This window comes from Actinoplanes sp. NPDC023801, from assembly GCF_040639655.1.
Classification (GTDB): domain Bacteria; phylum Actinomycetota; class Actinomycetes; order Mycobacteriales; family Micromonosporaceae; genus Actinoplanes.
The window spans coordinates 32,464-52,096 of record NZ_JBFAAI010000018.1; the positions used below are offsets into that span (position 1 = coordinate 32,464).

General features: G+C 71.1%; 21 protein-coding genes. 13 read left to right on the forward strand and 8 right to left on the reverse strand.

Annotation, left to right across the window (positions count from 1 at the left end; all coding sequences use genetic code 11):
- Positions 1–35 precede the first annotated feature (35 nt).
- From AB0G04_RS28410 to AB0G04_RS28435, 6 genes are all read left to right on the forward strand, one after another.
- On the forward strand, positions 36–437 hold the full coding sequence (locus tag AB0G04_RS28410) for a PLD nuclease N-terminal domain-containing protein (protein WP_360988516.1): 402 nt from the start codon (positions 36–38) through the stop codon (positions 435–437).
- A gap of 61 nt (positions 438–498) precedes the next feature.
- Positions 499–1,332: a hypothetical protein gene (locus AB0G04_RS28415; protein WP_360988518.1), complete on the forward strand. Its 834-nt coding sequence runs from the start codon at positions 499–501 to the stop codon at positions 1,330–1,332.
- Positions 1,333–1,502: 170 nt separating this feature from the next.
- The gene (locus AB0G04_RS28420) at positions 1,503–2,624 is read left to right on the forward strand and encodes a 5-methyltetrahydropteroyltriglutamate--homocysteine S-methyltransferase (RefSeq protein ID WP_360988520.1); all 1,122 of its coding nucleotides are present in this window, start codon (positions 1,503–1,505) and stop codon (positions 2,622–2,624) included.
- Positions 2,625–2,918: 294 nt separating this feature from the next.
- The gene (locus AB0G04_RS28425) at positions 2,919–3,854 is read left to right on the forward strand and encodes an AAA family ATPase (protein WP_360988522.1); all 936 of its coding nucleotides are present in this window, start codon (positions 2,919–2,921) and stop codon (positions 3,852–3,854) included.
- Positions 3,854–4,327, forward strand: coding sequence for a hypothetical protein (locus AB0G04_RS28430; RefSeq protein WP_360988524.1), 474 nt, complete (start codon positions 3,854–3,856; stop codon positions 4,325–4,327). Before AB0G04_RS28425 ends, AB0G04_RS28430 begins: the two co-directional genes overlap by 1 nt.
- A gap of 11 nt (positions 4,328–4,338) precedes the next feature.
- A complete protein-coding gene (locus AB0G04_RS28435) occupies positions 4,339–5,703 on the forward strand; it encodes a hypothetical protein (RefSeq protein ID WP_360988526.1) in 1,365 nt (454 codons plus the stop codon).
- A gap of 8 nt (positions 5,704–5,711) precedes the next feature.
- Here the strand turns inward: AB0G04_RS28435 and AB0G04_RS28440 are convergent, their stop codons facing one another.
- Complete coding sequence (locus AB0G04_RS28440; protein WP_360988528.1) at positions 5,712–6,875, reverse strand: aminotransferase class I/II-fold pyridoxal phosphate-dependent enzyme; 1,164 nt, start codon at positions 6,873–6,875, stop codon at positions 5,712–5,714.
- A complete protein-coding gene (locus tag AB0G04_RS28445) occupies positions 6,808–7,740 on the reverse strand; it encodes a DMT family transporter (protein ID WP_360988530.1) in 933 nt (310 codons plus the stop codon). Before AB0G04_RS28445 ends, AB0G04_RS28440 begins: the two co-directional genes overlap by 68 nt.
- Before the next feature lie 82 nt (positions 7,741–7,822).
- Here AB0G04_RS28445 and AB0G04_RS28450 point away from each other — a divergent pair, with 82 nt between their 5' ends.
- Positions 7,823–8,284, forward strand: coding sequence for an Lrp/AsnC family transcriptional regulator (locus AB0G04_RS28450; protein WP_360988532.1), 462 nt, complete (start codon positions 7,823–7,825; stop codon positions 8,282–8,284).
- Here AB0G04_RS28450 and AB0G04_RS28455 read toward each other — a convergent pair.
- Positions 8,281–9,084, reverse strand: coding sequence for a hypothetical protein (locus tag AB0G04_RS28455; RefSeq protein ID WP_360988534.1), 804 nt, complete (start codon positions 9,082–9,084; stop codon positions 8,281–8,283). The genes AB0G04_RS28450 and AB0G04_RS28455 overlap by 4 nt on opposite strands.
- Positions 9,085–9,153: 69 nt before the next feature.
- Between AB0G04_RS28455 and AB0G04_RS28460 the strand changes: the two genes are divergently transcribed.
- Entirely contained in the window at positions 9,154–9,948 is a 795-nt protein-coding gene (locus AB0G04_RS28460) for a hypothetical protein (protein ID WP_360988536.1), read from the forward strand.
- A gap of 68 nt (positions 9,949–10,016) precedes the next feature.
- Here AB0G04_RS28460 and AB0G04_RS28465 read toward each other — a convergent pair whose 3' ends face one another.
- A complete protein-coding gene (locus AB0G04_RS28465; protein ID WP_360988538.1) occupies positions 10,017–10,658 on the reverse strand; it encodes a SnoaL-like polyketide cyclase in 642 nt (213 codons plus the stop codon).
- Between the two features lie 359 nt (positions 10,659–11,017).
- Here AB0G04_RS28465 and AB0G04_RS28470 point away from each other — a divergent pair, with 359 nt between their 5' ends.
- From AB0G04_RS28470 to AB0G04_RS28485, 4 genes are all read left to right on the forward strand, one after another.
- Entirely contained in the window at positions 11,018–12,379 is a 1,362-nt protein-coding gene (locus AB0G04_RS28470) for an FAD/NAD(P)-binding protein (RefSeq protein WP_360988540.1), read from the forward strand.
- 103 nt (positions 12,380–12,482) lie between these two features.
- Positions 12,483–12,884, forward strand: coding sequence for a helix-turn-helix domain-containing protein (locus AB0G04_RS28475; protein WP_360988542.1), 402 nt, complete (start codon positions 12,483–12,485; stop codon positions 12,882–12,884).
- Positions 12,881–13,669 (forward strand): ABC transporter permease, encoded by a 789-nt coding sequence (locus tag AB0G04_RS28480; protein ID WP_360988544.1) that lies wholly within the window; start codon positions 12,881–12,883, stop codon positions 13,667–13,669. Before AB0G04_RS28475 ends, AB0G04_RS28480 begins: the two co-directional genes overlap by 4 nt.
- A gap of 90 nt (positions 13,670–13,759) precedes the next feature.
- Positions 13,760–14,803: an ABC transporter ATP-binding protein gene (locus AB0G04_RS28485; RefSeq protein WP_360988546.1), complete on the forward strand. Its 1,044-nt coding sequence runs from the start codon at positions 13,760–13,762 to the stop codon at positions 14,801–14,803.
- A 105-nt stretch (positions 14,804–14,908) separates the two neighbouring features.
- Here AB0G04_RS28485 and AB0G04_RS28490 read toward each other — a convergent pair whose 3' ends face one another.
- Both AB0G04_RS28490 and AB0G04_RS28495 read right to left on the reverse strand, forming a co-directional pair.
- Positions 14,909–15,466, reverse strand: a complete 558-nt coding sequence (locus tag AB0G04_RS28490) for a hypothetical protein (RefSeq protein WP_360988548.1) — start codon at positions 15,464–15,466, stop codon at positions 14,909–14,911.
- Between the two features lie 137 nt (positions 15,467–15,603).
- On the reverse strand, positions 15,604–16,365 hold the full coding sequence (locus tag AB0G04_RS28495) for an enoyl-CoA hydratase/isomerase family protein (RefSeq protein ID WP_360988550.1): 762 nt from the start codon (positions 16,363–16,365) through the stop codon (positions 15,604–15,606).
- 116 nt (positions 16,366–16,481) lie between these two features.
- Between AB0G04_RS28495 and AB0G04_RS28500 the strand changes: the two genes are divergently transcribed.
- Positions 16,482–18,401 (forward strand): GMC family oxidoreductase, encoded by a 1,920-nt coding sequence (locus AB0G04_RS28500; protein ID WP_360988552.1) that lies wholly within the window; start codon positions 16,482–16,484, stop codon positions 18,399–18,401.
- Between the two features lie 69 nt (positions 18,402–18,470).
- On the opposite strand, the gene AB0G04_RS28505 is transcribed toward AB0G04_RS28500, so the two are convergent.
- A complete protein-coding gene (locus AB0G04_RS28505) occupies positions 18,471–19,178 on the reverse strand; it encodes an OmpA family protein (RefSeq protein WP_360988554.1) in 708 nt (235 codons plus the stop codon).
- On the reverse strand, positions 19,175–19,633 hold the full coding sequence (locus AB0G04_RS28510) for a hypothetical protein (protein WP_360988556.1): 459 nt from the start codon (positions 19,631–19,633) through the stop codon (positions 19,175–19,177). The genes AB0G04_RS28505 and AB0G04_RS28510 overlap by 4 nt, the downstream gene beginning before the upstream one ends.

The following is a 19,633-nucleotide window of genomic DNA, read 5'->3' on the forward strand; positions in this document are numbered from 1 at the left end:
CACGCCGGAGCCGTGCCTTTGGCATCATCTCCGGCGTGATTCGCCTCTACTCGCTGTTCGCGCTGATCGACCTCGTGTTGATCATCGCCGCGTTGATCTCCTGCCTGTCCGCCGAGGAGCACGAGATCCGGGCGCTGCCCCGGATCGTGTGGGTCATCCTCATCCTGCTCTTCTCACCGATCGGCCCGATCGCCTGGTTCGTGGCCGGTCGTCCCGCCCGTCCGATCAAGCTCAGCAACGGCACCGTCTGGCGGCCGGGCAGCGGCTTCCCGGAGAACCAGCGGCCCCGGCCGTCCGCACCCGACGACGATCCCGAGTTCCTCCGCGGCATCGCCTCCCGGCAGAAGAAGGAGGACGACGACCTGATGAAGAAGTGGGAGGCCGACCTGCGCCGCCGCGAGGAGGACCTGCGCCGGCGCGAGGACGAGAAGGAGTAACGGCACCGGGGGCGGACCGCCGGTCCCGCCGACCGGCGGTCTGTCCTGGTAGACACAGTGGATGGACGCATCCGTACTCGGTGTGCACGGCATCTGGAACCTGGAGAGCAGCCTGACCCCCGAGCAGGCCGCGGGCAAGCGGGAGACCGCCTGGCACGCGGCACTCTCGGCCGGCTACGAGAAGGCGGCTCCCGGAGCAGCAGCCCCGGGCGTCACGGCCGTCTACTACGCGCAACTGCTCGCGACCAACAGTCAGGGCGACGACGGGCTCGACCACCTGACCGAGCGTGAACAGCGGTGGGCATGGGCCTGGATGACCCGGCTCGGCGTGCCCGCGGAAGTCCACCAGGGGTACGGCACATGGCCGCTCCGCCAGGGACTCGACTGGCTGGCCCGCCGCCCCGGACTGCCCGGCCGCGCGGTCCTCGCCCGGATCATGGGCGCGTTCCTGCGGGAGGTATTCGTCTACCTCACCCGTCCCGCGGTCCGCGAGCGGGTCCGGCAGACCGTCGTCAGCGCCCTCGAGGAACACCGGCCACGTGTCGTGGTGGCACACTCGCTCGGCAGCGTCGTCACGTACGAGGCGCTGCACCGGCGACCGGACCTCGAAGTCCCGTTGCTGGTCACGCTCGGCTCACCGCTGGCCCTGCCGGAGATCGTCTTCGACGCGCTCGACCCGGAACCGCGCGACGGGCGCGGAATCCGGCCGCCCGGAGTCGGCCGGTGGGTCAACATCGCCGACCCCGGTGACGTCATCGCGGTGCCGACGGAACTCGGCGGCCGATTCGATGTCGACGAGCACCACACCACCCCGATCGGCGTCGCCGACTTCCACACCATGGCCGGCTATCTCCGGTCACCCGTGACGGCGGCGGAGATCGCCCGCTACGCCTGACCGGAACCACGCCATCCGGTTACCGATCAGCCGGAAGAAGGCACGCAGGTCGGCGATCAGCAGATCGGGGACCTCCAGGGCCGGGAAGTGGGAGCCGGGTGGCATCGATGGCCATTGATCATTCTCCGGCGTAGGTTGACAGCGGAACCCCATTGAAGGAGGCCGCGCCGATGACGTCCCGTGACATACCTCCGTTCCGCGCCGACCACGTCGGCAGCCTGCTCCGGCCGCCGCGGCTGCTCAAGGCCCGGGAGCAGCGCGCCGTCGGCGAGATCAGCGCCGAGGAACTTCGCGTCGTCGAGGACGAGGCGATCCGCGAGGTGGTCCGGATGCAGCGTGACGTGGGCCTGCGATCGGCGACCGACGGCGAGTTCCGGCGCACCTCCTGGCACATGGACTTCATCTACCGGCTCGGCGGGATCCGGCCGACCGACGAGAAGATCCAGGTGCACTTCCGCAACGAGAACGGCGAACTCGACTTCGAATCGGCGGCGCTCGCCGTGGACGGCTCGATCAGTCTCCAGGAGACGATCTTCGGGACCGATTTCGAATACCTGGCCGGGCTCGTCGGGGACGGGGTCACCGCCAAGCTCACCATCCCGTCGCCGAGCATGGTCCACTACCGTGGCGGCCGGGCCGCCATCGATCCGGCCGTCTACCCGGACGAGGAACGGTTCTGGGACGACCTGAGCGCCGCCTACGCCGAGCAGGTGCGCCGGATCGCGGCGCTCGGGTGCCGCTACCTGCAACTCGACGACACCAGCCTCGCCTACCTCAACGACCCGGCACAGCGCCGGCTGCTCACCGACCGCGGCGACGACGCCGAGCACCAGCACCTGCGGTACATCCGGCAGATCAACGCCGCCATCGCCGGGCGGCCGGACGGGCTGAACGTCACCACCCACATGTGCCGCGGCAATTTCCGCTCGTCGTGGGCCGCCGAGGGCGGGTACGACTTCGTCGCCGAAGCCCTGTTCAGCGAGCTCGCGGTCGACGGGTTCTTCCTCGAGTACGACGACGACCGCTCCGGCGGATTCGCGCCGCTGCGGTTCGTGCCACCCGGCAAGACGGTCGTGCTCGGGCTGGTCACCACCAAACGCGGCGCGCTCGAGTCCAAGGACGACCTGAAACGGCGGATCGACGAGGCGGCCCGGTACGTGCCGCTCGAGCAGCTCTGCCTGTCGCCGCAGTGCGGGTTCTCCTCGACGGTCGAGGGCAACGTCCTGACGTACGACGAGCAGGTCGCCAAACTCACCCTGATCGCCGAGACCGCCGCCGAGGTGTGGGGGTAGCCGGAATCAACACCCTGATCAGGTGAGAATGACGGCCCGATTGTCTGACCTGGACTCGATGAATCAGCGTGTGTGAAAATCGTTGATTCGTCATGGCCGCGCACGGCGTTCCGACAGATGTTCCAACAGCCAGATCGGGTGGCTGTGCCGCCGGCCGGCTCGGGCGGATTCGCCGATGATCACATTGCGGTAAGTCGCACGGCAGTGTAATTTATCGGCCCGTCCATTATTTGTCCGCGCTCCCGCCGCCGTTACTGTCGCGATGTCATCCGCGGAACGTCAATGGGGAGCGGCATGAAGGTCATCGCGGTCATGAACTACAAGGGCGGCGTGGGTAAGACGACACTCACCGCCAACCTGGGCGCCGAGATCGCCCATCGCGGGCACCGCGTCCTGCTTCTCGATCTGGACCCACAGGCCAACCTCACGTTCTCCTTCTACAGCGTCGAGCAGTGGCGTGAGGAGCTGCGGAAAGACCTGACGATCATGCGCTGGTACGAAGGCGACCTGCCGGGCCGGGAGGTCGCCCTCCAGGACCTGGTGGTCACGCCGCCGGTGGTCAACGCGGAGCTCGCAGACTCCGGTGGGCGCCTGGACCTGATCTCCTCACATCTGCGCCTGATCGACATGGACCTCCGTCTGGCCGCACGGCTGGGCGGCGGCACCACGATCGGCGAGTCGAAACGCAAGTTCCTCGACCTGCACGGTTCCCTGGCCCGGGCACTGCGGCACGACGCCTTCCGGGAATACGACCTGGTGCTGATCGACTGTCCACCGAACTTCGGGCTCATCACCAAAACCGCGATCGTCGCCAGTGATCATGTGCTCGTCCCCGCGAAAGCCGACTACCTTTCGACGCTTGGTATTCAGTACCTCGCCGGCAACTGTCACGAATTGGTCGCCGAATACAACGACTATGTGAATCACGGCGCCTCGGCGGGAGGCGAGAAGACGATCGAGACCCGTTTCGTCGGAGTGGTGTTCACCATGGTCAAGTACTACGCCGGTCAGCCGATCGGCACCCAGAAGTACTACATCGAGGACGTGCGGCTCAACTCCGAGATGAACGTGCTGGACGGCGCGGTCCGTGACAGCCCGCGCTATTTCGGAGACGCGGGGGAGAGCGGCGTTCCCGCGATACTGCGAGCCCCGGTCACCGACGAGGTCGTGGTGGAGTTCCGCAAGCTGACCACCGAGATCCTGGACAAGGTCGGGGAGCGTGCCGCGTGATGAAGGACCTGATGCTCCTGATCCGGGTGCAGGCCCGGATCGCGACCTTCCTCGCCGAGCTGGCGGCCGACCATCTCGTCGCGCTCGCCGAGGGGCGTGCGCACCTGACGATCGTCACCGCCGCCGATGTCCCTGAGCCCGTCCCCGCATCCGCAGCCACAGCCGCACCCGCACCCGCAGCCGCATCCGAACCCGTGCCTGTGCCCCGGGCCGCGGCATCCCGGCCTCGCCGCGCGCTGGCGGCCACGTCGTCGTTCGACGCCGAGACGGTGGCGGCGCAACTGCGCGCCTGTGCCACCGTCGACCAGGGCGCCGAGCTGCTGGCAAACCTGAAGCCCCGCGCGACGGACCTCAAGGAACTCGCCCGGTTCCTGGGGGTGCCGCCCGGCCGGAACATGGCCGACACCGCCAAACGGGTCCTCACCATCACGCTGGCGAGCCGCGGCAAACACGCCGCGCTGACCCGGGGCTGACGGGAGCGGACATGGCCGACGAACGTCGTTCCAACTACCTGCTGAGCGGCCGGCGGGTCCAGGTCCGGGACCTGATCGAGGCCGGACTGATCGGTCCGGGCGCGAAACTGCGGTTCCAGCGCCGGCGGATGCGCCTGACTTATCACGCCGAGGTCACCGGTTCCGGCTGGGTCCGCCTGCTCCCCGACGGCCAGGAGTTCCCCACCCCGTCCCGGGCCGCGGCGGTCGCCGCCGGCATGCGCGCGGTGGACGGATGGCTGGTGTGGACGGTGGTGGAGACCGGCCGGACGCTCGATGTCCTGCGGCAGGAGCTTCTGGACCGTGCGGTGGCGACCGCACCACCCGCCTCCGGCGAGCAGGCGCTGAATCCGCGGATCCATGAACGGCTGCGCGAGGCGCGTAAACGCGCTGAGGACCACAACCCCGAGGAGTTCTCGGTACGGGAACTGCTCGGACTGTGGGGAGCGAAGGATCGCGGCGACCAGATCAGCCGGATCGAGGCGGACCTGGCCAACCACGGCCTGGTCACCACACCCAGTTTCCGCAAGGTGACCCTCGATTCGACGGTCCGGCTGGTCGTCTCGTCAGCCGGCGCGGACGAGGTTTCCGCGCACCTGGCGTCCGTGGAGTCCGCGGTCGCCGACGAGGAGACCGAGGACGATCCGATCGGGCTCACCGTGGGCAACCTGCAGTCGGCCCTCGGCGGTCTGTGTTCCGTCGCGCCCAACGCGACCTTCGACGAGGCACTCACCAAGATGCTGCTCAACGACTTCTCGCAGCTGGCGGTGCTGAACGGTCCACGGAATCTGCGGGGCGCCGTGACGTGGCGCTCGATAGCGCACTCCCGTCACGCCGACCCTCAGGCGGGGCTGTCCGCCGCGATCGAGCCGGACGTGGGTGTGGTCCGCTACGACAAGGAGCTCATCGACGTCCTGCCGGATCTGCAGCGGACCGGTTTCGTGTTCGTCCGCGATCAGGAGAACGTGGTCGCCGGCATCGTCACCACCGCCGACGTGGTGCAGCAGTACGGCCAGATGGCGATGCCGTTCTTCCAGGTCGGCGAGGTGGACCGGAGCCTGCGCCGGGTGATCTCCCGGAACCTGAGCCTCGACCAGGTGGCCGGGCTCTGCAACCGGCCGGTGCGGTCCTTCGACGGCCTGTCGATGGGTGACTACCAGCGGGTCCTCGGTGATCCGGGCGTCTGGGCGACCCTCGGCTGGCCGCTGGACCGTTCGGTTTTTATCGAGCGGCTCGACGAGATTCGTAAGATCCGTAATGACGTCATGCATTTCAATCCGGACCAGCCGCCGGAGGGGACGATCGACAAGCTTCGCAAGCTCAACGCCCTCCTGCGGCAGTACGGGGATCCGTCCTGACTCCAGCTCTACGACGACGGGACGAGAGCCCGGCCGGCGGCGCGGATCGCGGCGGCCACCTCCGCCAGGCGTGACGACGGGATGCCGGCCAGGTTGACGCGGCCGGACGGCAGCCCGTACACCCCGTGGTCGGACCGGAGCCGCAGCATCGCCGCGGCGTCCAGGGGAAGGGTGAGGAACATGCCGCGCTGATCGGCCAGCCCGGTGAAGCCGGTGAGCCCGGCGAGGCCGTCGCGCAGGCTGCCGAGCCGCAGCCGCATGGTCTCCAGCTCGGTCCGCCAGCGGCCGGTCAGCACCGGATCGGTGAGGATCTCCTCGACGATCGCCGCCCCGTGTGCGGGCGGCTGCGAGTAACTGGCGCGGGCGATGTTCTCCAGCAGAGTCCGGGCCTGCGTGCGGTGCCCGGCGTCGTCGCTGAGCACGAACGCGGCACCGGTCCGCTCGTTGTACAGCCCCCACGCCTTCGACGCGCTGACCGCCACCACCGCGTCCGGGACGGTGCGCAGCAGTCGCCGCATCCCCTCCAGGTCCTCGTCCAAGCCGTCGCCGAGCCCGAAGTACGCCTGGTCGACGAAAGGCACCACACCGCGGCGGACCAGTGCCGCGGCCAGCTCGTCCCAGAGCGCGACCGGCATGCTCAGCCCGGTCGGGTTGTGGCAGCAGCCCTGCACGAGCAGCACGTCACCGGGCCGCGCCGCGTCGACGGCGGCGAGCATCGCCGAACCGTCCGCGGTCACCGGGTGGATCGCGGTGCGCAGCCCGGCCGCCGCCAGGATCGCCGGATGGTTGACGTACGCGGGCGTGCCCAGCAGCACGGTCCGGTCCGGGCCGGTGGCCGCCAGCAGTTCGGCGAGCAGACGCAGGGCACCGGTACCGGCGACCGTCTGCACCCCGGCGGCCCGCGCCGACAACCGGTCGTCGGCGAACAGCAGCGCCGACATCGCCCCCAGGAACCGCTCGCTGCCGGCCGGGCCGACGTAGGCCTTCGACGGTGAACGGCGTGCCAGGCGCAGTTCGGCGGCCCGGACGGCGTCCATCACCGGGGCGGCACCGGAGTCGTCCCGGTAGACGCCGACGAGCAGATCGAGCCGTTCCGGCCGGACGTCACCGGCGCAGTCCGCGGTCAGCTGCCACAGCGGGTCGGTCGTGGTGCGGGGGCGGGTCAGCAGCATGCGGGGCGGTTCCTTCCGGGCGTGCGGGAAGCAGATTGAAAGCGACGACACCGGCCACCACCAGGGCGAACCCGGGAATGCCGGTGAGCGGTTCGCCGAGCAGCGGCACGGCGGCAACCGCGGTGACGACCGGGCTCAGCGCGCCCAGGCTGGCGGCGGTGCGGCTGCCCAGACGGCGGATGGCGACCGGATAGCAGAGTGCGGCCAGCACGCCCGCCCCGACACCCTGCGCCGCCAGGTAGATCAGCACGTCGTCCATGCGGGCGGTGCCGGCGGCCAGGTTGGAGCCGGCCGCGCCGGTGCCGATCAACAGAGCGGAGAGCAGGGCCGACGGAAGGCAGAGCACGATGACCGTACCCACCGGATCAAGAACGGTGACCCGCAGCGACATGGTGTAGACCGCCCAGATGGAGCCCGCCAGGATCAGCACGACGGTGCCGGCACCGGCCGGCCGGCCGCCGGCGAGGGCGACGCCCGCGAGAATTGCGGCGAGCGCGGCCACCTGCGCCCGGCCGACCCTCGAACCCCACATGCGGTACGCGAGAAGCGCCACGAAGATCGGAACGGTACCCGGGATGACGAGTCCCACGAGCCCCGCGCTGGTGAGCCGCCCCCCGGCCGACGCCACCAGGAAGAACGGCAGTCCCGCGCCGGCGCACAGCCCGGCCAGGACGACCGGCCGTTCCCCCCGCAGCCGCCGCAGGGTCCGGGGGATCCACGGGCCGAGCAGCAGCAGTGGCGTGACGAACCGGATGAGCGCGGTGTCCATGGTGGTCAGGGAGGACGCGCCGATACCGCGGATGCTGAGCGCGAATCCGGCCCACACGGCGACGGTCACCGCCATCGCGGCCAGTCCTCTTCTCATGTGTGGAACGCTAGGCTTTCCGGCGCGGCAGCCGATTGCTAAATCATGCGCGATCAGCCCTCGGTTTGGCAGAATCTGCCACATGAGAGATCTCGACGACATCGACCGGCGGATTCTGCTCGAGTTGCAGCGTGACGGCCGCGTCAGCAACCAGGACCTCGCCGATCGGGTGGGCCTGTCCCCGTCACCGTGCCTGCGCCGGGTGCGGCTGCTGGAGGAGGCCGGGGTGATCGCCGGGTACCGCGCGGTCGTCGACCAGGAGGCGGTGGGCCTGCCGATCACCGCGTTCGTCCGGATCACCCTGGAGACCCACGGCCAGGACGTCGTCGAACGGGTCGAGGCGGAGATCCGGCAGATCCCGGAGATCGTCGAGGCGTACCTGCTCGCCGGGGACCAGGACTACCTGCTGAAGGTCACGATCGGCTCGTTCGCTTCGTACGAGACGTTCGTGCGTACCCGGCTGCGGACCATTCCCGGTCTCGCCTCGATCCAGACCACCTTCGCCTTCGGTGTCACCAAACAGGTCTCCCCGCTACCGGCCTAGGTTCGGGCCGGGCCTTGCGGGGCAGTCGTCGGCACGCGCCGGACGGGCACGGCCCTGCACGCGAGATGGACGGCAAGCGTGCCGGCGACGGCAGCGGTGAAAGCACCCGCGACCCCGAACGGCCCGAGCAGGATCGCGAGCAGGAAACAGAACGCGGCGAAGCCGGTCAGCCCGCGGATCACCCCGGCCATCGTGCGGATCGTCGCGGCCGGCCCCTGCCCGCCAAGCACGAACGCCGCGACCACCCCGGTCGCGATCGGGAACGGCGCCAGCATGCCGGTGACCGCCGGGCCGACCGCCGCCGAGATCCCGGTCACCGTCAGCACGAGCAGTCCGGTCGCGGCCGCCCGGCCGGGCAGGTCCCACCACGGCGCGGGCACCCCGCCGGTCCGGACCTCGCCGGAGTCGATCCGCGTGACCAGCCGATGTGCCGTCCACACTCCGGCCATGACAACGGCGAGACCGGCGTACGGCCCGGCGGCGAACGGCATCAGGACGACGTCGGCCGCGAGCGTCGCGTTCCAGGACAACAGCAGCGACGGCAGCCACCCGTACCGGCGGCCCAGGTAGGCGAACGACACCGCGAACACCGCCAGCGACACCAGTCCAAAAAGCGACGCCGACGCGGCCCGCGCACCGAACTCGGTCCCGTGCTGCAGGGTGGCGATCAGCAGGATCGGCCCCGCCACGATCGGGAACGCCACGAGCGTCCCGGCGACCCGGTCGCCCCAGCGGCGTCCGGCCAGCGTCGAACCGACCACGAGCAGCGGCGCGAGCACGAGTTTCAGGATCAGCGTCACCCGCCGAGCCTAGGGGCCTCAGTCTCCGCCCGAGGAGTTCGGGTGACAGCTGTCGCTACCGTGCGTCCGATGTGGAAGAGAACGCTCCTGATCGTCCTCGCCGTGCTCCTGCCGGTCGCGTTCGTGGTGGCCCCACCTCTGGTGGCCGGTGGCCGGTTCACCGGCGAACGCGAGCTGGCCGGCGCATTCGGGTCGGCGTTCACCGGCTACTGGCGCTCCGGCGGCGGTACGTTCACACCCGAGCTGCGGGAGCTGATCGACTACTGGATGCGCTACCACCTGGTCAAGGCGGTGACCGCCGGGATCCTGCTGGTCGTGCTGACCGTGCTCGGGGTCCGGCTGTGGGGCGCTTTCGCGCGGGCCGGGCGGCTCGGTCCGGCCCGGCGGGCCGCTCTCGCGGCGGGCGGCACGTTCGTCACGGTGTTCGCGCTGTTCTCGCTCGGTCTCGTGATGGCGAACGTCCAGGGCATGATCGCGCCGTTCGCGTCGCTGCTGCCGCTGCTGACCGACGGCTCGCCGGGCGGGCCGGAGGCCGCGGCCCTGGAGCAGGTACGGCAGGGACTGGCCGCGGGCTCGGCGTCGCCCGCGCTGACGGTTCTGATCGAAGACTTCGCCCGCTATCACGTGGCGATGGCGGTGATTGCCGCCGTGGTGGCGGCCGGTCTCGCCGCCGGCGGTGTGCTGCTGTGGCGCCGGTTCGCGGCCACCCCGCGACCGGATCGGCGGACGCGGCGGGTGCTGGCGTCGTCCGGTGTCCTCGCTTCGCTGCTGCCACTGCTGGTGGCCGTCATCGCGGTGGCGAACACGACGACCGCGGCGGATCCGGCGCCCGCGTTGCTGGCCCTTCTCCAGGGCGGCTGGTGAGCCGATCGACGCACCGGCCTCCCGCACCACCGAGGTGCCGGGATGGAGGGGAGGCCGGTGCGCGGGGACTAGTGAGCGATCGGGCAGCCGCCGGTCAGCTTGCCGAGGAACGCGTTGGGGTCGTAGTAGTGCTCGACCTCCAGCAGCTTGAGGTCGTCGTTGACCTTGGCGACGCTCATGCCGAACATCTCGATAGTCTTCCCGCTCGGCTGGTGGCCGTGGTATTCGCCCTCGAAGGCGCCCCAGTGCCGCCACTTGAAGGTGACCACCGGCGGCGGGCTGAGAACCTCGAGGACCTCCCAGTAGAAGCCGTTCGGGAAGGCGCCGTGGAAGATGTCGTGCTGGCTGTCGAACGACTCCTTGCCGACCCGGTAGAAGGGCGAGTCACCGATCAGGATGTTGTACGAGCCCTGGTCCGCGATGTCCTGCGCGGAGGCCCACCCGCCGCCGTTGACGTTGGTCCGGAAGTGCTCGCTGACCATCGAGACCCAGGTCGCCGGGTCCTGCTTGTGCGAGACCTCCATCTCGAACACCTGCACGATCGACTCGACGATCGCCTCGAGCGACCCCGGCGCGTGATCGGTGGTCCGCTGCTCGGGCATCACGATGTGTGACAGGTGATAGTCCGGGGTGCCGTGGCGGAACTCGGACGGGTCGGCGGCCTCGATCACGGCATCACGGCCCTGCAGCCACAACGGAGTCTCAGACAAGACAGGGTGTCCTTCCAGCAAGGGGCAGGGGGTGTCGACGTGTTGCGCTTTGGTTACCCCCCGTAGTTCCAAAAGCGGTGATCACCATATCTACGTTGGACCTGCGCGGAAAGACCTCATCGGTTAACACCTATTTGCATAACGACTCATGTATTAACGGGCGACGAAGTCGAATGGTGGATTCGCATTCCGGGGGAGGGTGCGGGCCGATGGCCGGGTCGGTGAAGTGTCCGTGACACGCCCGCCATCACCTACCAAACCTACGGGGTTTGTGGTTCGCTGGAGGGAGTCTCACACCTCCCGGAGGGCGCGATGCCGGACCACTGTACCGAGCCGCCGTCGAACGCGGTGACACCGCGATGACCAGCACTGTCACCCGGAACCCGATCGAGCTCGGCGTCCGTCCCGGCACCGTGGCGATCATCGGCGGTGGTGCGAGCGGCGTGCTCACCGTGCGCGCCATCCTGCGGAATTCCGCATGGCGGACAGTGCTGATCTCGCCGGAGAGCCGCCCCGGCCGGGGAGTCGCCTACGGTGCCGCCGAACCCTGGCACCTGCTCAACTCCCGAGCCGCCACGATGAGTGCCGACGCTCACGACGCGGACCACCTGCTGCGCTGGTGCCGGGCCCGGGGGCGGCCCGCCGATCCGGGCGACTTCCTGCCCCGCGCACTCTTCGGCGACTACCTCGCCGACCAGTTCACCGGTGCGGACCGGTCCCGGTCCGTGCACCATCGGGCCACCGCCGTCGGGGTACGCGCGGACGGGCACGGCTATGTCGTCACCGACGACTCCGGCGCCCGGACACGTGCCGAACACGTGGTCCTGGCCCTCGGCAATCCGCCGCCCCGCGTGCCGTCCGGAGTGAGCGAGGCCGCCCGCCGCGACGTCGCCTTCGTGGCCGACCCGTGGGCGCCCGGCGCCCTCGACGCGGTACCCGTCGACCAGCCCGTGCTGCTGCTCGGCACCGGGCTCACCGCCGTCGACGTGGCGCTGACGCTGACCCGGGGCTCGCGTCGCGTACCCGTCGAGGCTCTGTCCCGTCGTGGCCTGCTGCCACTGGCCCACCCACCGCGACCCGCCGGCCCCGTCGCCCTCGATCTCCCGGCCACCGCGACCCTCGCTCCGCTGGTACGCCGGATCCGCGCCGCCGTCGACGCCGGAGCCGACTGGAGCGCCGTCGTGGACCACGTGCGCACCCGGGCCGACCACCTGTGGAGCAGCCTCGAACCGGCCGCCCGCGAACGGTTCCTGCGGCACGCCCAGCGGTACTGGGAGGTGCACCGCCACCGGATGGCACCGCCCACCGCCGAGCGCGTCGCCGAACTTCGTGAACAGGGCATGCTCCGGTTCCGGACCGGTCGTCTCGTCTCGATCGAGCCGCACCCCGGCGGCGGCCTGACCGTCCGCGCCGAGGGGCCCGGAGGGCTCGAGGCCCCACGCCGCTACGGCGCCGTGATCACCTGTACCGGGCCCGGACCGCTGCCGTGCTCGGCCGGGCCGCTGCTGGCCGATCTGCTTGCGGACGGTCTGGTCCGGACCGGCCCGCACCGGCTCGGCATCAGCACCGACGACGACGGCCAGGCCCGTCCCGGGCTGTGGGTGGTCGGCCCGCTGTGCCGTGGCCGTCTCTGGGAGGCCACCGCCGTACCGGAGATCCGCGCCCAGGCCGACCGGGTGGCCGCCGCCCTCCCGCACCCGGCCGTGCACCCGTCCCGCTGACCCTGCCCTGCGCAGGTGCGGGTGCCAAGGCGGTGTCGCTGTTGCTTCTGCGGGGCGTCCGGCCGGCCGGAGGCGGCAACTGCCAGGGGCTAGAGTGCCTCGTGTGACGGTGTTTCGGATCGGGGAGGCGGCGGAACTGCTCGGCGTCAGCGCGGACACCGTGCGGCGCTGGATCGACGCGGGACGGCTGCCGGCCGGACGTGACGAGGGTGGCCACCGGATGATCAACGGGGTGGAACTGGCCGCGTTCGTGCGTGCCAAGGGCAACGACCCCGACGACCGGGCCGACGAGTCGTCGGCCCGCAACCGGCTGCGCGGCATCGTCACCGCGGTCGTCAAGGACACCGTGATGGCTCAGGTGGACATCCAGTGCGGACCGTTCCGGCTGGTGTCGCTGATGAGCCGGGAAGCCGTCGACGAGCTCGACCTCCGGGTCGGCTCGGTCGCCGTCGCGGTGATCAAGTCGACCACGGTGGTCGTGGAGCGATCGAGCCGCCGGTCATGAGGGCGGCGCGCGTCCCCGTACCGCTGTTGCTGCCCGCGATTCTGGGTCTGATCTTCCTGATCCTGCCGCTCGTGGGGCTCCTGGCACGCACGCCCTGGGCGAGCCTGCCGGATCGGCTCGCCGAGCCCGGGGTGGTGACCGCGCTGCGGTTGTCGCTGCTCACCTCGACTCTGGCGACTCTGCTCTGCCTGGTGCTGGGGGTGCCGCTGGCGTGGCTGCTGGCCCGGGTGACGTTCCCGGGACGGCGGCTGGTCCGGGCCCTGATCACCGTGCCGCTCGTGCTGCCGCCGGTCGTCGGTGGCATCGCGCTGCTGCTGGCGCTCGGCCGGCGCGGCCTGGTGGGGCAGTGGCTGGACTCGACGTTCGGGATCACGCTGCCGTTCACGACCGCCGGTGTGGTGATCGCCGAGTCGTTCGTGGCGCTGCCGTTCCTGGTCATCGCGGTCGAGGGGGCGCTGCGCGGGGCCGACAGCCGGTACGAGGAGGCCGCCGCCACCCTCGGGTCGACGCGCTGGACGACGTTCACCCATGTGACGCTGCCGCTGGTCGCGCCGGGGATCGCGGCGGGGGCGGTGCTGTGCTGGGCGCGGGCACTCGGTGAGTTCGGGGCCACCATCACGTTCGCCGGGAACTATCCGGGCATCACGCAGACCATGCCGCTCGCCGTCTACCAGACCATGGAGAGCGGTGACCTGGAGGGCGCCGTCGTGCTGAGCCTGATCCTGCTGGTCGTCTCGGTCGCGATCCTGGCCGGCCTCCGGGACCGCTGGCTGACCGCCCCGTGAAGCCGTCCTACCGGCCGGCGCCGGCCGCGAGAAGGGCCGCCGCGTGAAGAGGTTCTGTCGGCCGCGCCCGGCCGCGAGAAGGGCTGTGTCGTGACGCTTCTCGATGCCCACCTGGTGGTGCGGCGCGGCGAGTTCCGGCTCGACATCGGCCTGCGCATCGAGCCGGGGGAGACAGTCGCGCTGCTCGGGCCGAACGGGGCCGGGAAGACCACCGCACTGCGGGCGCTCTCCGGGCTCGCGCCGCTCGACGAGGGACACCTCGTCCTCGACGGGCGGGACATCACCGAAGCGCCACCGGAGGAGCGGCCGATCGGTGTCGTCTTCCAGGACTATCTGCTGTTCCCGCACCTGAGCGCCCGTGACAACGTCGCGTTCGGCCCCCGGCGGCACGGCATGGATCGCAAGTCGGCGCACGCGGTCGCTGATCGCTGGCTGGAGCGGGTCGGCCTGACCGGCTACGGCCGGCGCAAACCGCGGAACCTCTCCGGCGGCCAGGCGCAGCGGGTCGCCCTGGCCCGGGCGCTGGCCGTCGATCCGGTGCTGCTGCTGCTCGACGAGCCACTGGCCGCCCTGGACGCCCGCACCCGCCTGGAGACCCGTGGTGAACTGCGGCGGCATCTGAGCGCCCATCCCGGCGCGACCCTGCTGGTCACCCATGACCCCCTGGACGCGCTGGTCCTCGCCGACCGTCTGGTGATCGTGGAGGAGGGCCGGGTGGTGCAGGAGGGCGACGCGGCGACGATCACGGCGAGACCGCGCACCGACTACGTGGCCCGGCTCGTCGGGCTCAACCTCTATCGCGGCCGCGGGCACGGGCATGGCGTCGAGATCGCCGACGGTTTCACTCTGACCAGTACCGACAGCGTCGACGGGGACGCGTTCGTGGCCTTCCCGCCGTCGGCGGTGGCGCTGCACCCGCAGCGGCCCGAGGGCAGCCCCCGCAACACCTGGGCGGCGGTCCTGGCCGATGTCCAGCATCACGGCGACAATCTCCGGGTACGGCTGGACGGGCCGATCAGTGTGGCGGCCGACATCACGCCGGCCGCCGCCGCGCAGTTGCGTCTGGAGCCGGGGCAGCAGCTGTGGGTCGCGGTGAAGGCTGCCGAGACGCGCGCCTACCCGGGTGAGAGCTGACCCGCCCGCGAGCGGGCCGGCGGCACGAGGCGCACCGCCGGCCCGATCAGCGGGTCAGGCCCGGCTGTCGCCGGGTGGCCGCGTCGTCGAGGTTCATCAATCGGGTCAGGGCCGGCACTGCCAGGTGGCCGCGTCGTAGAAGTTGACGAAGCGGTTGAGGCCGGCGTAGCCGTACGTCAGCTCGTGGCAGGCCGCCGCCACGTCGATGTCGTGGTAGGTCGGACCGGCCCGGCTGTACCGGACGCAGTGCCAGTCGTAGACGGTCGTGCCGAGCAGCGCGGCGTCGCTGTAGCCCGTGCGGGTGCAGTATTCAGCGAAGTCCGGCGTGACGACGTGCGGCTGGACCCGCCAGCACCGCACCGACCGCGGGTCGTGGAAGTCGGCGATGCGGTCGACAGCGTGTTCGGTGGCGTACGCCCACCGGCAGGCCGCGTCGAAGGCCAGGTCGCCCTGACGCCCGTCGCCGCTGACGCAGTGCCAGTCGTAGGCGGTGGAGCCGGTCAGGGCGGCGTCCGCGTAGCCGATCGACCGGCAGTAGGCACCCAGGTCGAGTCCGCCGAGTTCGGTGGGCGGGCGCGGGGAGGCGGAGACCGGTCCGGCGATCACCAGAACGCCGGCTAAACCGACGAGCAGTGTTAGCAAGAACTTGCTGACGGAACGCATAGTTCTCCAGAGAGTACGAGGGTTCCGATCCGTGCAGGTGGACGGGTCGGAACCTCCTCATCGGAGGAGGCTCGCCAAGCCTAATATGGATGGACCCCTTTGCAAGTCCTTGCAGATATTGCTTTCTTCTTAACTTCTCACTCGCCGTGGAAAACCGGCTGACGGCGCTCCAGGCTCGCGGCGATGCCCTCCGCGCTGTCACGCGTCGCCCAGTGGATCTTCTGCTCGGCCAGCTCGTGCTCGAGCGCCGCACGTACCCGCGCGGCCAGGCCCTCGCGCAGCGTCGCCCGGATCGACCGGACCGCCAGCGGCGCCGACGCGGCGATCTCCGCGGCCAGAGCCCGCGCCGTCTCGTGCAACCGGCCCGGCTCGGCCAGCCGGTCGGCCAGCCCGATCCGCAGCGCCTCCGCGCCGTCGATGCGGCGGCCGGTCAGCAGCATGTCGGCCGCCGCCTGCCGTCCGACGATCTCCGGGAGCGTGACACTGGTGCCGAAGCCCTGATGGAACCCGAGGCGTGCGAAGTTCGCCACGAACCGGGTGGACGGCTCGGCGACCCGGAAGTCGGCCGCGCAGGCCAGGCCGAGTCCACCGCCGACCGCGGTGCCCTGCACGGCCGCGACGATCGGCGTACGCACGTCGAACAACTGCGCCGCCCGGCGGTAGAGCCGCTCCGCCGCGGCGACGACATCGCGCGTGAATTCGCCGTCGCCGAAGTCCGCGCCGGCGCAGAAGTGTTTGCCCTCCGACGCCAGCACGATCACCCGGCAGGCCGGGTCGTCGTCGAGCCCCAGCGCTGCGTCGACGACCTGCCCGATCAGCGCCTCGTCGAAATGATTGGCCGGTGGCCGGCGCATCTCGAGCCGGGCCACACCGTCGGAAATCGAGACCGAGAGATCCATCGGCTCATCGTCGCACGTGCCCGGAACAGCACGATCAGCAGGAAGCGACCTGTTCCGGGGTGCGAATCCGGACTTACATTGTGGGCACTTCTCCACCAAAGCAGGAGGCCCGCATCGTGCTCACTCCGGATCAGACCGAAATTCTGCGCCTGCTCTGCGACACCGTGGTCCCCTCGATCGCCCACCCTGACGACGGCGACGGGTTCTGGGCCCGCCGCGCCACCGACACCGGCGCCGATCAGGGCGTCCTCGCTCTCATCGCGGCCATGCCCGCCGAGCACCAGCAGGGGTTCGGCGCCCTGTTCGACGCCCTCGCGGCCAACGGTTTCCGGACCGCGCCACAGGCGGCCCGTGAGCAGATGCTGGGGGCCATCCCCGAGACCGGCTCGCTGATCAGCATGATCCTGATGATGACCTACGCGATCCCCGGCGCGGACGGCCGCAACCCCAACTGGACACGGCTCGGCTATCCCGGACCGGACGGTTCGCCGGCGGCGGACAGCCGTACCATCACGCCTCTGCGACCCACCGGAGACCTGGAGCTGGACGCCGACGTCGTGGTGATCGGATCCGGTGCCGGCGGCGGCCTGATCGCCGGCCGGCTCGCCGCGTCGGGTGCCCGGGTCGTGGTCCTGGAGGCGGGCCGATACCGCACCGAGGCCGACTTCCACCAGCTCGAGCTCGCCGCCTACCAGGCCTCCTACTGGCGTGGCGGCCCCACCCCGACCGCCGACCTGAACGTCACCCTGATGGCCGGCGCCGGAGTCGGCGGGGGCACGGTGATCAACTGGACCAACTGCCTCAGAACCAGGGATCGGGTACGGCGGGAGTGGGCCGCCGAGCACGGTCTCACCGACCTCGCGACCGGCTCCTTCGACCGCCACCTCGACGCCGTCTGGCGGGAACTCTCGGTCACCGGCCGGTGCTCCGAGTTCAACCCGGTCCACGAGGCCATGCAGCGCGGCGCCGAGAAGCTGGGCTGGTCGTTCGCCACGATCTTCCGCAACTGGGACGAGAAACGCCACGACGCCGCGGTCGCCGGCCACCTCGGTTTCGGCGACCGCTCCGGGGCGAAACAGTCGGCACTCAAGGTGTACCTGGAGCCCGCGGTGCTCGAGCACGGCGCCCGGGTCGTCGACGGCTGCCGGGCCGGCCGGATCCTGGTCGAAGGCGGCCGCGCGGCCGGTGTGATCGGGCACTGGACCAGCGAGGACGGCACCGGAAGTGCCACCGTGACGGTCCGCGCCCCGGCCGTCGTCGTGGCGGCGGGTGCCCTCGAATCGCCCGGCGTACTGCTGCGCTCCGGCATCGGCGGCCCGGCCGCCGGGAAGTTCCTGCGCCTGCACCCGTGCACGGTCACCATGGGCGACTACGGCGACGACATGCGCGCCTGGTGGGGCCCGCCGCAGGCCGGCCTGGTCGACGAGTTCGCGGACGTCGAGGACGGCCACGGTTTCCTGATGGAGAGCGTGCAGTACGCCACCGGGCTCGGCGCGTCGGCGGTGCCGTTCACCACGCCCGCCGCGCACAAGGAGGCGATGGCCGGATATCGCGACAACGGTTCGTTCATCGGCCTGATCCGCGACCGCGGGCACGGCTCGGTCACCCTCGACCCGGCCGGGAACACGGTCGCCTGGTACGACCTGACCGACGAGCTCGACGTCCGTAACACGCACCGGGCCCTGGAGGCACAGATCCGGCTCCACCACGCGGCCGGGGCACGCGCCATCCAGGTGTTCGCACACGGGCTCGGCCGGTGGAGGCAGGGTGAGGACCTGGACGCCTACATCGCGGCCGCGCAGCGGGTGCCGCTGTCAGCCGGGGGCATGACCCTGTTCTCGGCGCACCAGATGGGCAGCTGCCGGATGGGTACCGATCCGGCGACCAGCGTCGCCGGGCCGCGCGGCGAGCTGCACGACACACCCGGCGTGTGGATCGGTGACGCGTCGGCGTTCCCGAGCTCGTCCGGGACCAACCCGATGATCACCGTCATGGCGCTGGCGTCGCGTACGGCGGAGCACATCACGGCGCCCTGACCGTACGAACCGGCTGGCGCGCACCGCTGTCTCAGCCGCGCTGAGCCAGCGGTCGCGCACAGCCGGGGTTTACCTCACGGCCAGTTCGACGCGGCGGTTCGCGGCACAGTGCGACGCGGTGTCGCCCACGGCCCTGGGGCGAGCCTCGCCGTGACCGGCCACGGTCATCCGGCCGGCGGGAATCCCGTACTCCACCAGGGCGGCCCGTACCGCCTCCGCGCGGTCCCGGCTCAGTGCCAGGTTGGCCTGTTCCGTGCCGCGGGAGTCGGTGTGGCCCTCGACCCGGATCCGCGCGTCCGGACGGGAGCCGAGCAGGACAGCCGCCCTCCGCAGCGCGGCGCGGGACGCGGGGGACAGCTCGGCACCTCCGGTACGGAACGTCAGCGGAGGCACGGCGGCGAGCTCGCGTCGCAACAGGGCGGCTTCGACGCTCCCGGCCACCGCGGCCCTGACCCGCCCCGCCACGGCCCGCATCCGCGGCGGCATCCGGGCCGGGACGGCCTGGGTGACGACGACCCGTGTCCGCACCTCGCGGACGCCGTCGATCGCCGCCACCACGTCGTGGGCGCGGGCCGATGCGGACGCCGACGTGACGATCAGGCCGTCCCGGCCGGTGAAGGTGACGTGTGCGTCCGGCTGGCCCGCGGCGGCCAGCGCCACGGTGGCGCGCCGGGTCAGGTCGTCCTCGATGCGGTCCCGGTTGGGGCCTAGCTGCACCGCGATGACCGTGACCACCCCGAGCAGGACGCCGAGAGCGGTGGGCAGGCGACGGCTCATCGGGTCCCGCTGTCCGTGGCCGTCTCGTCTGTGGCTGTCCGGTCTGTGGCTGTCCGGTCCGTGGCTGTCCGGTCCGTGATCGTCCGGTCCGTGATCGTCCGGTCCGTGGCCGTCACCGGACGGGGGCGTGGGCTCGGGCGGCGGCGCTGCGGGGCGGCGGTGCCGGCCCGGGCGGCGGTGCCGGCCCGAGCGGTGCTCAGGCGGGTGGCCAGCACGGCGAACGCGGCCTCGTCACCGTCGGCGAGCAGCCTGGCCTGCCGGCTCCAGGTGTGCAGGCCCGGAGCGGAACCGAGCCCCGCCGACGTGATCGCCGCCCGTTTCGTCCCGTCGTCACATGCGGCGACATCGGCGAAGGTGCGAATCCCGGCGACGCGCAGCGCATTCGCCATGGCCGGATCCATTCCCACGATGCGTTCCAATTCGTCGGCGACCGGCTGCTGGACGGGCTCAACCAT

Excerpts from the sequence above, each read along its gene's own strand:
- AB0G04_RS28415 (WP_360988518.1), top strand. The coding sequence starts at position 499 with ATGGACGCATCCGTACTCGGTGTGCACGGCATCTGGAACCTGGAGAGC.
- AB0G04_RS28420 (WP_360988520.1), top strand. The coding sequence starts at position 1,503 with ATGACGTCCCGTGACATACCTCCGTTCCGCGCCGACCACGTCGGCAGC.
- AB0G04_RS28425 (WP_360988522.1), top strand. The coding sequence starts at position 2,919 with ATGAAGGTCATCGCGGTCATGAACTACAAGGGCGGCGTGGGTAAGACG.
- AB0G04_RS28430 (WP_360988524.1), top strand. The coding sequence starts at position 3,854 with ATGAAGGACCTGATGCTCCTGATCCGGGTGCAGGCCCGGATCGCGACC.
- AB0G04_RS28435 (WP_360988526.1), top strand. The coding sequence starts at position 4,339 with ATGGCCGACGAACGTCGTTCCAACTACCTGCTGAGCGGCCGGCGGGTC.
- AB0G04_RS28440 (WP_360988528.1), bottom strand. The coding sequence starts at position 6,875 with ATGCTGCTGACCCGCCCCCGCACCACGACCGACCCGCTGTGGCAGCTG.
- AB0G04_RS28445 (WP_360988530.1), bottom strand. The coding sequence starts at position 7,740 with ATGAGAAGAGGACTGGCCGCGATGGCGGTGACCGTCGCCGTGTGGGCC.
- AB0G04_RS28450 (WP_360988532.1), top strand. The coding sequence starts at position 7,823 with ATGAGAGATCTCGACGACATCGACCGGCGGATTCTGCTCGAGTTGCAG.
- AB0G04_RS28460 (WP_360988536.1), top strand. The coding sequence starts at position 9,154 with ATGTGGAAGAGAACGCTCCTGATCGTCCTCGCCGTGCTCCTGCCGGTC.
- AB0G04_RS28470 (WP_360988540.1), top strand. The coding sequence starts at position 11,018 with ATGACCAGCACTGTCACCCGGAACCCGATCGAGCTCGGCGTCCGTCCC.
- AB0G04_RS28480 (WP_360988544.1), top strand. The coding sequence starts at position 12,881 with ATGAGGGCGGCGCGCGTCCCCGTACCGCTGTTGCTGCCCGCGATTCTG.
- AB0G04_RS28490 (WP_360988548.1), bottom strand. The coding sequence starts at position 15,466 with ATGCGTTCCGTCAGCAAGTTCTTGCTAACACTGCTCGTCGGTTTAGCC.
- AB0G04_RS28495 (WP_360988550.1), bottom strand. The coding sequence starts at position 16,365 with ATGGATCTCTCGGTCTCGATTTCCGACGGTGTGGCCCGGCTCGAGATG.
- AB0G04_RS28505 (WP_360988554.1), bottom strand. The coding sequence starts at position 19,178 with ATGAGCCGTCGCCTGCCCACCGCTCTCGGCGTCCTGCTCGGGGTGGTC.
- AB0G04_RS28510 (WP_360988556.1), bottom strand. The coding sequence starts at position 19,633 with ATGGTTGAGCCCGTCCAGCAGCCGGTCGCCGACGAATTGGAACGCATC.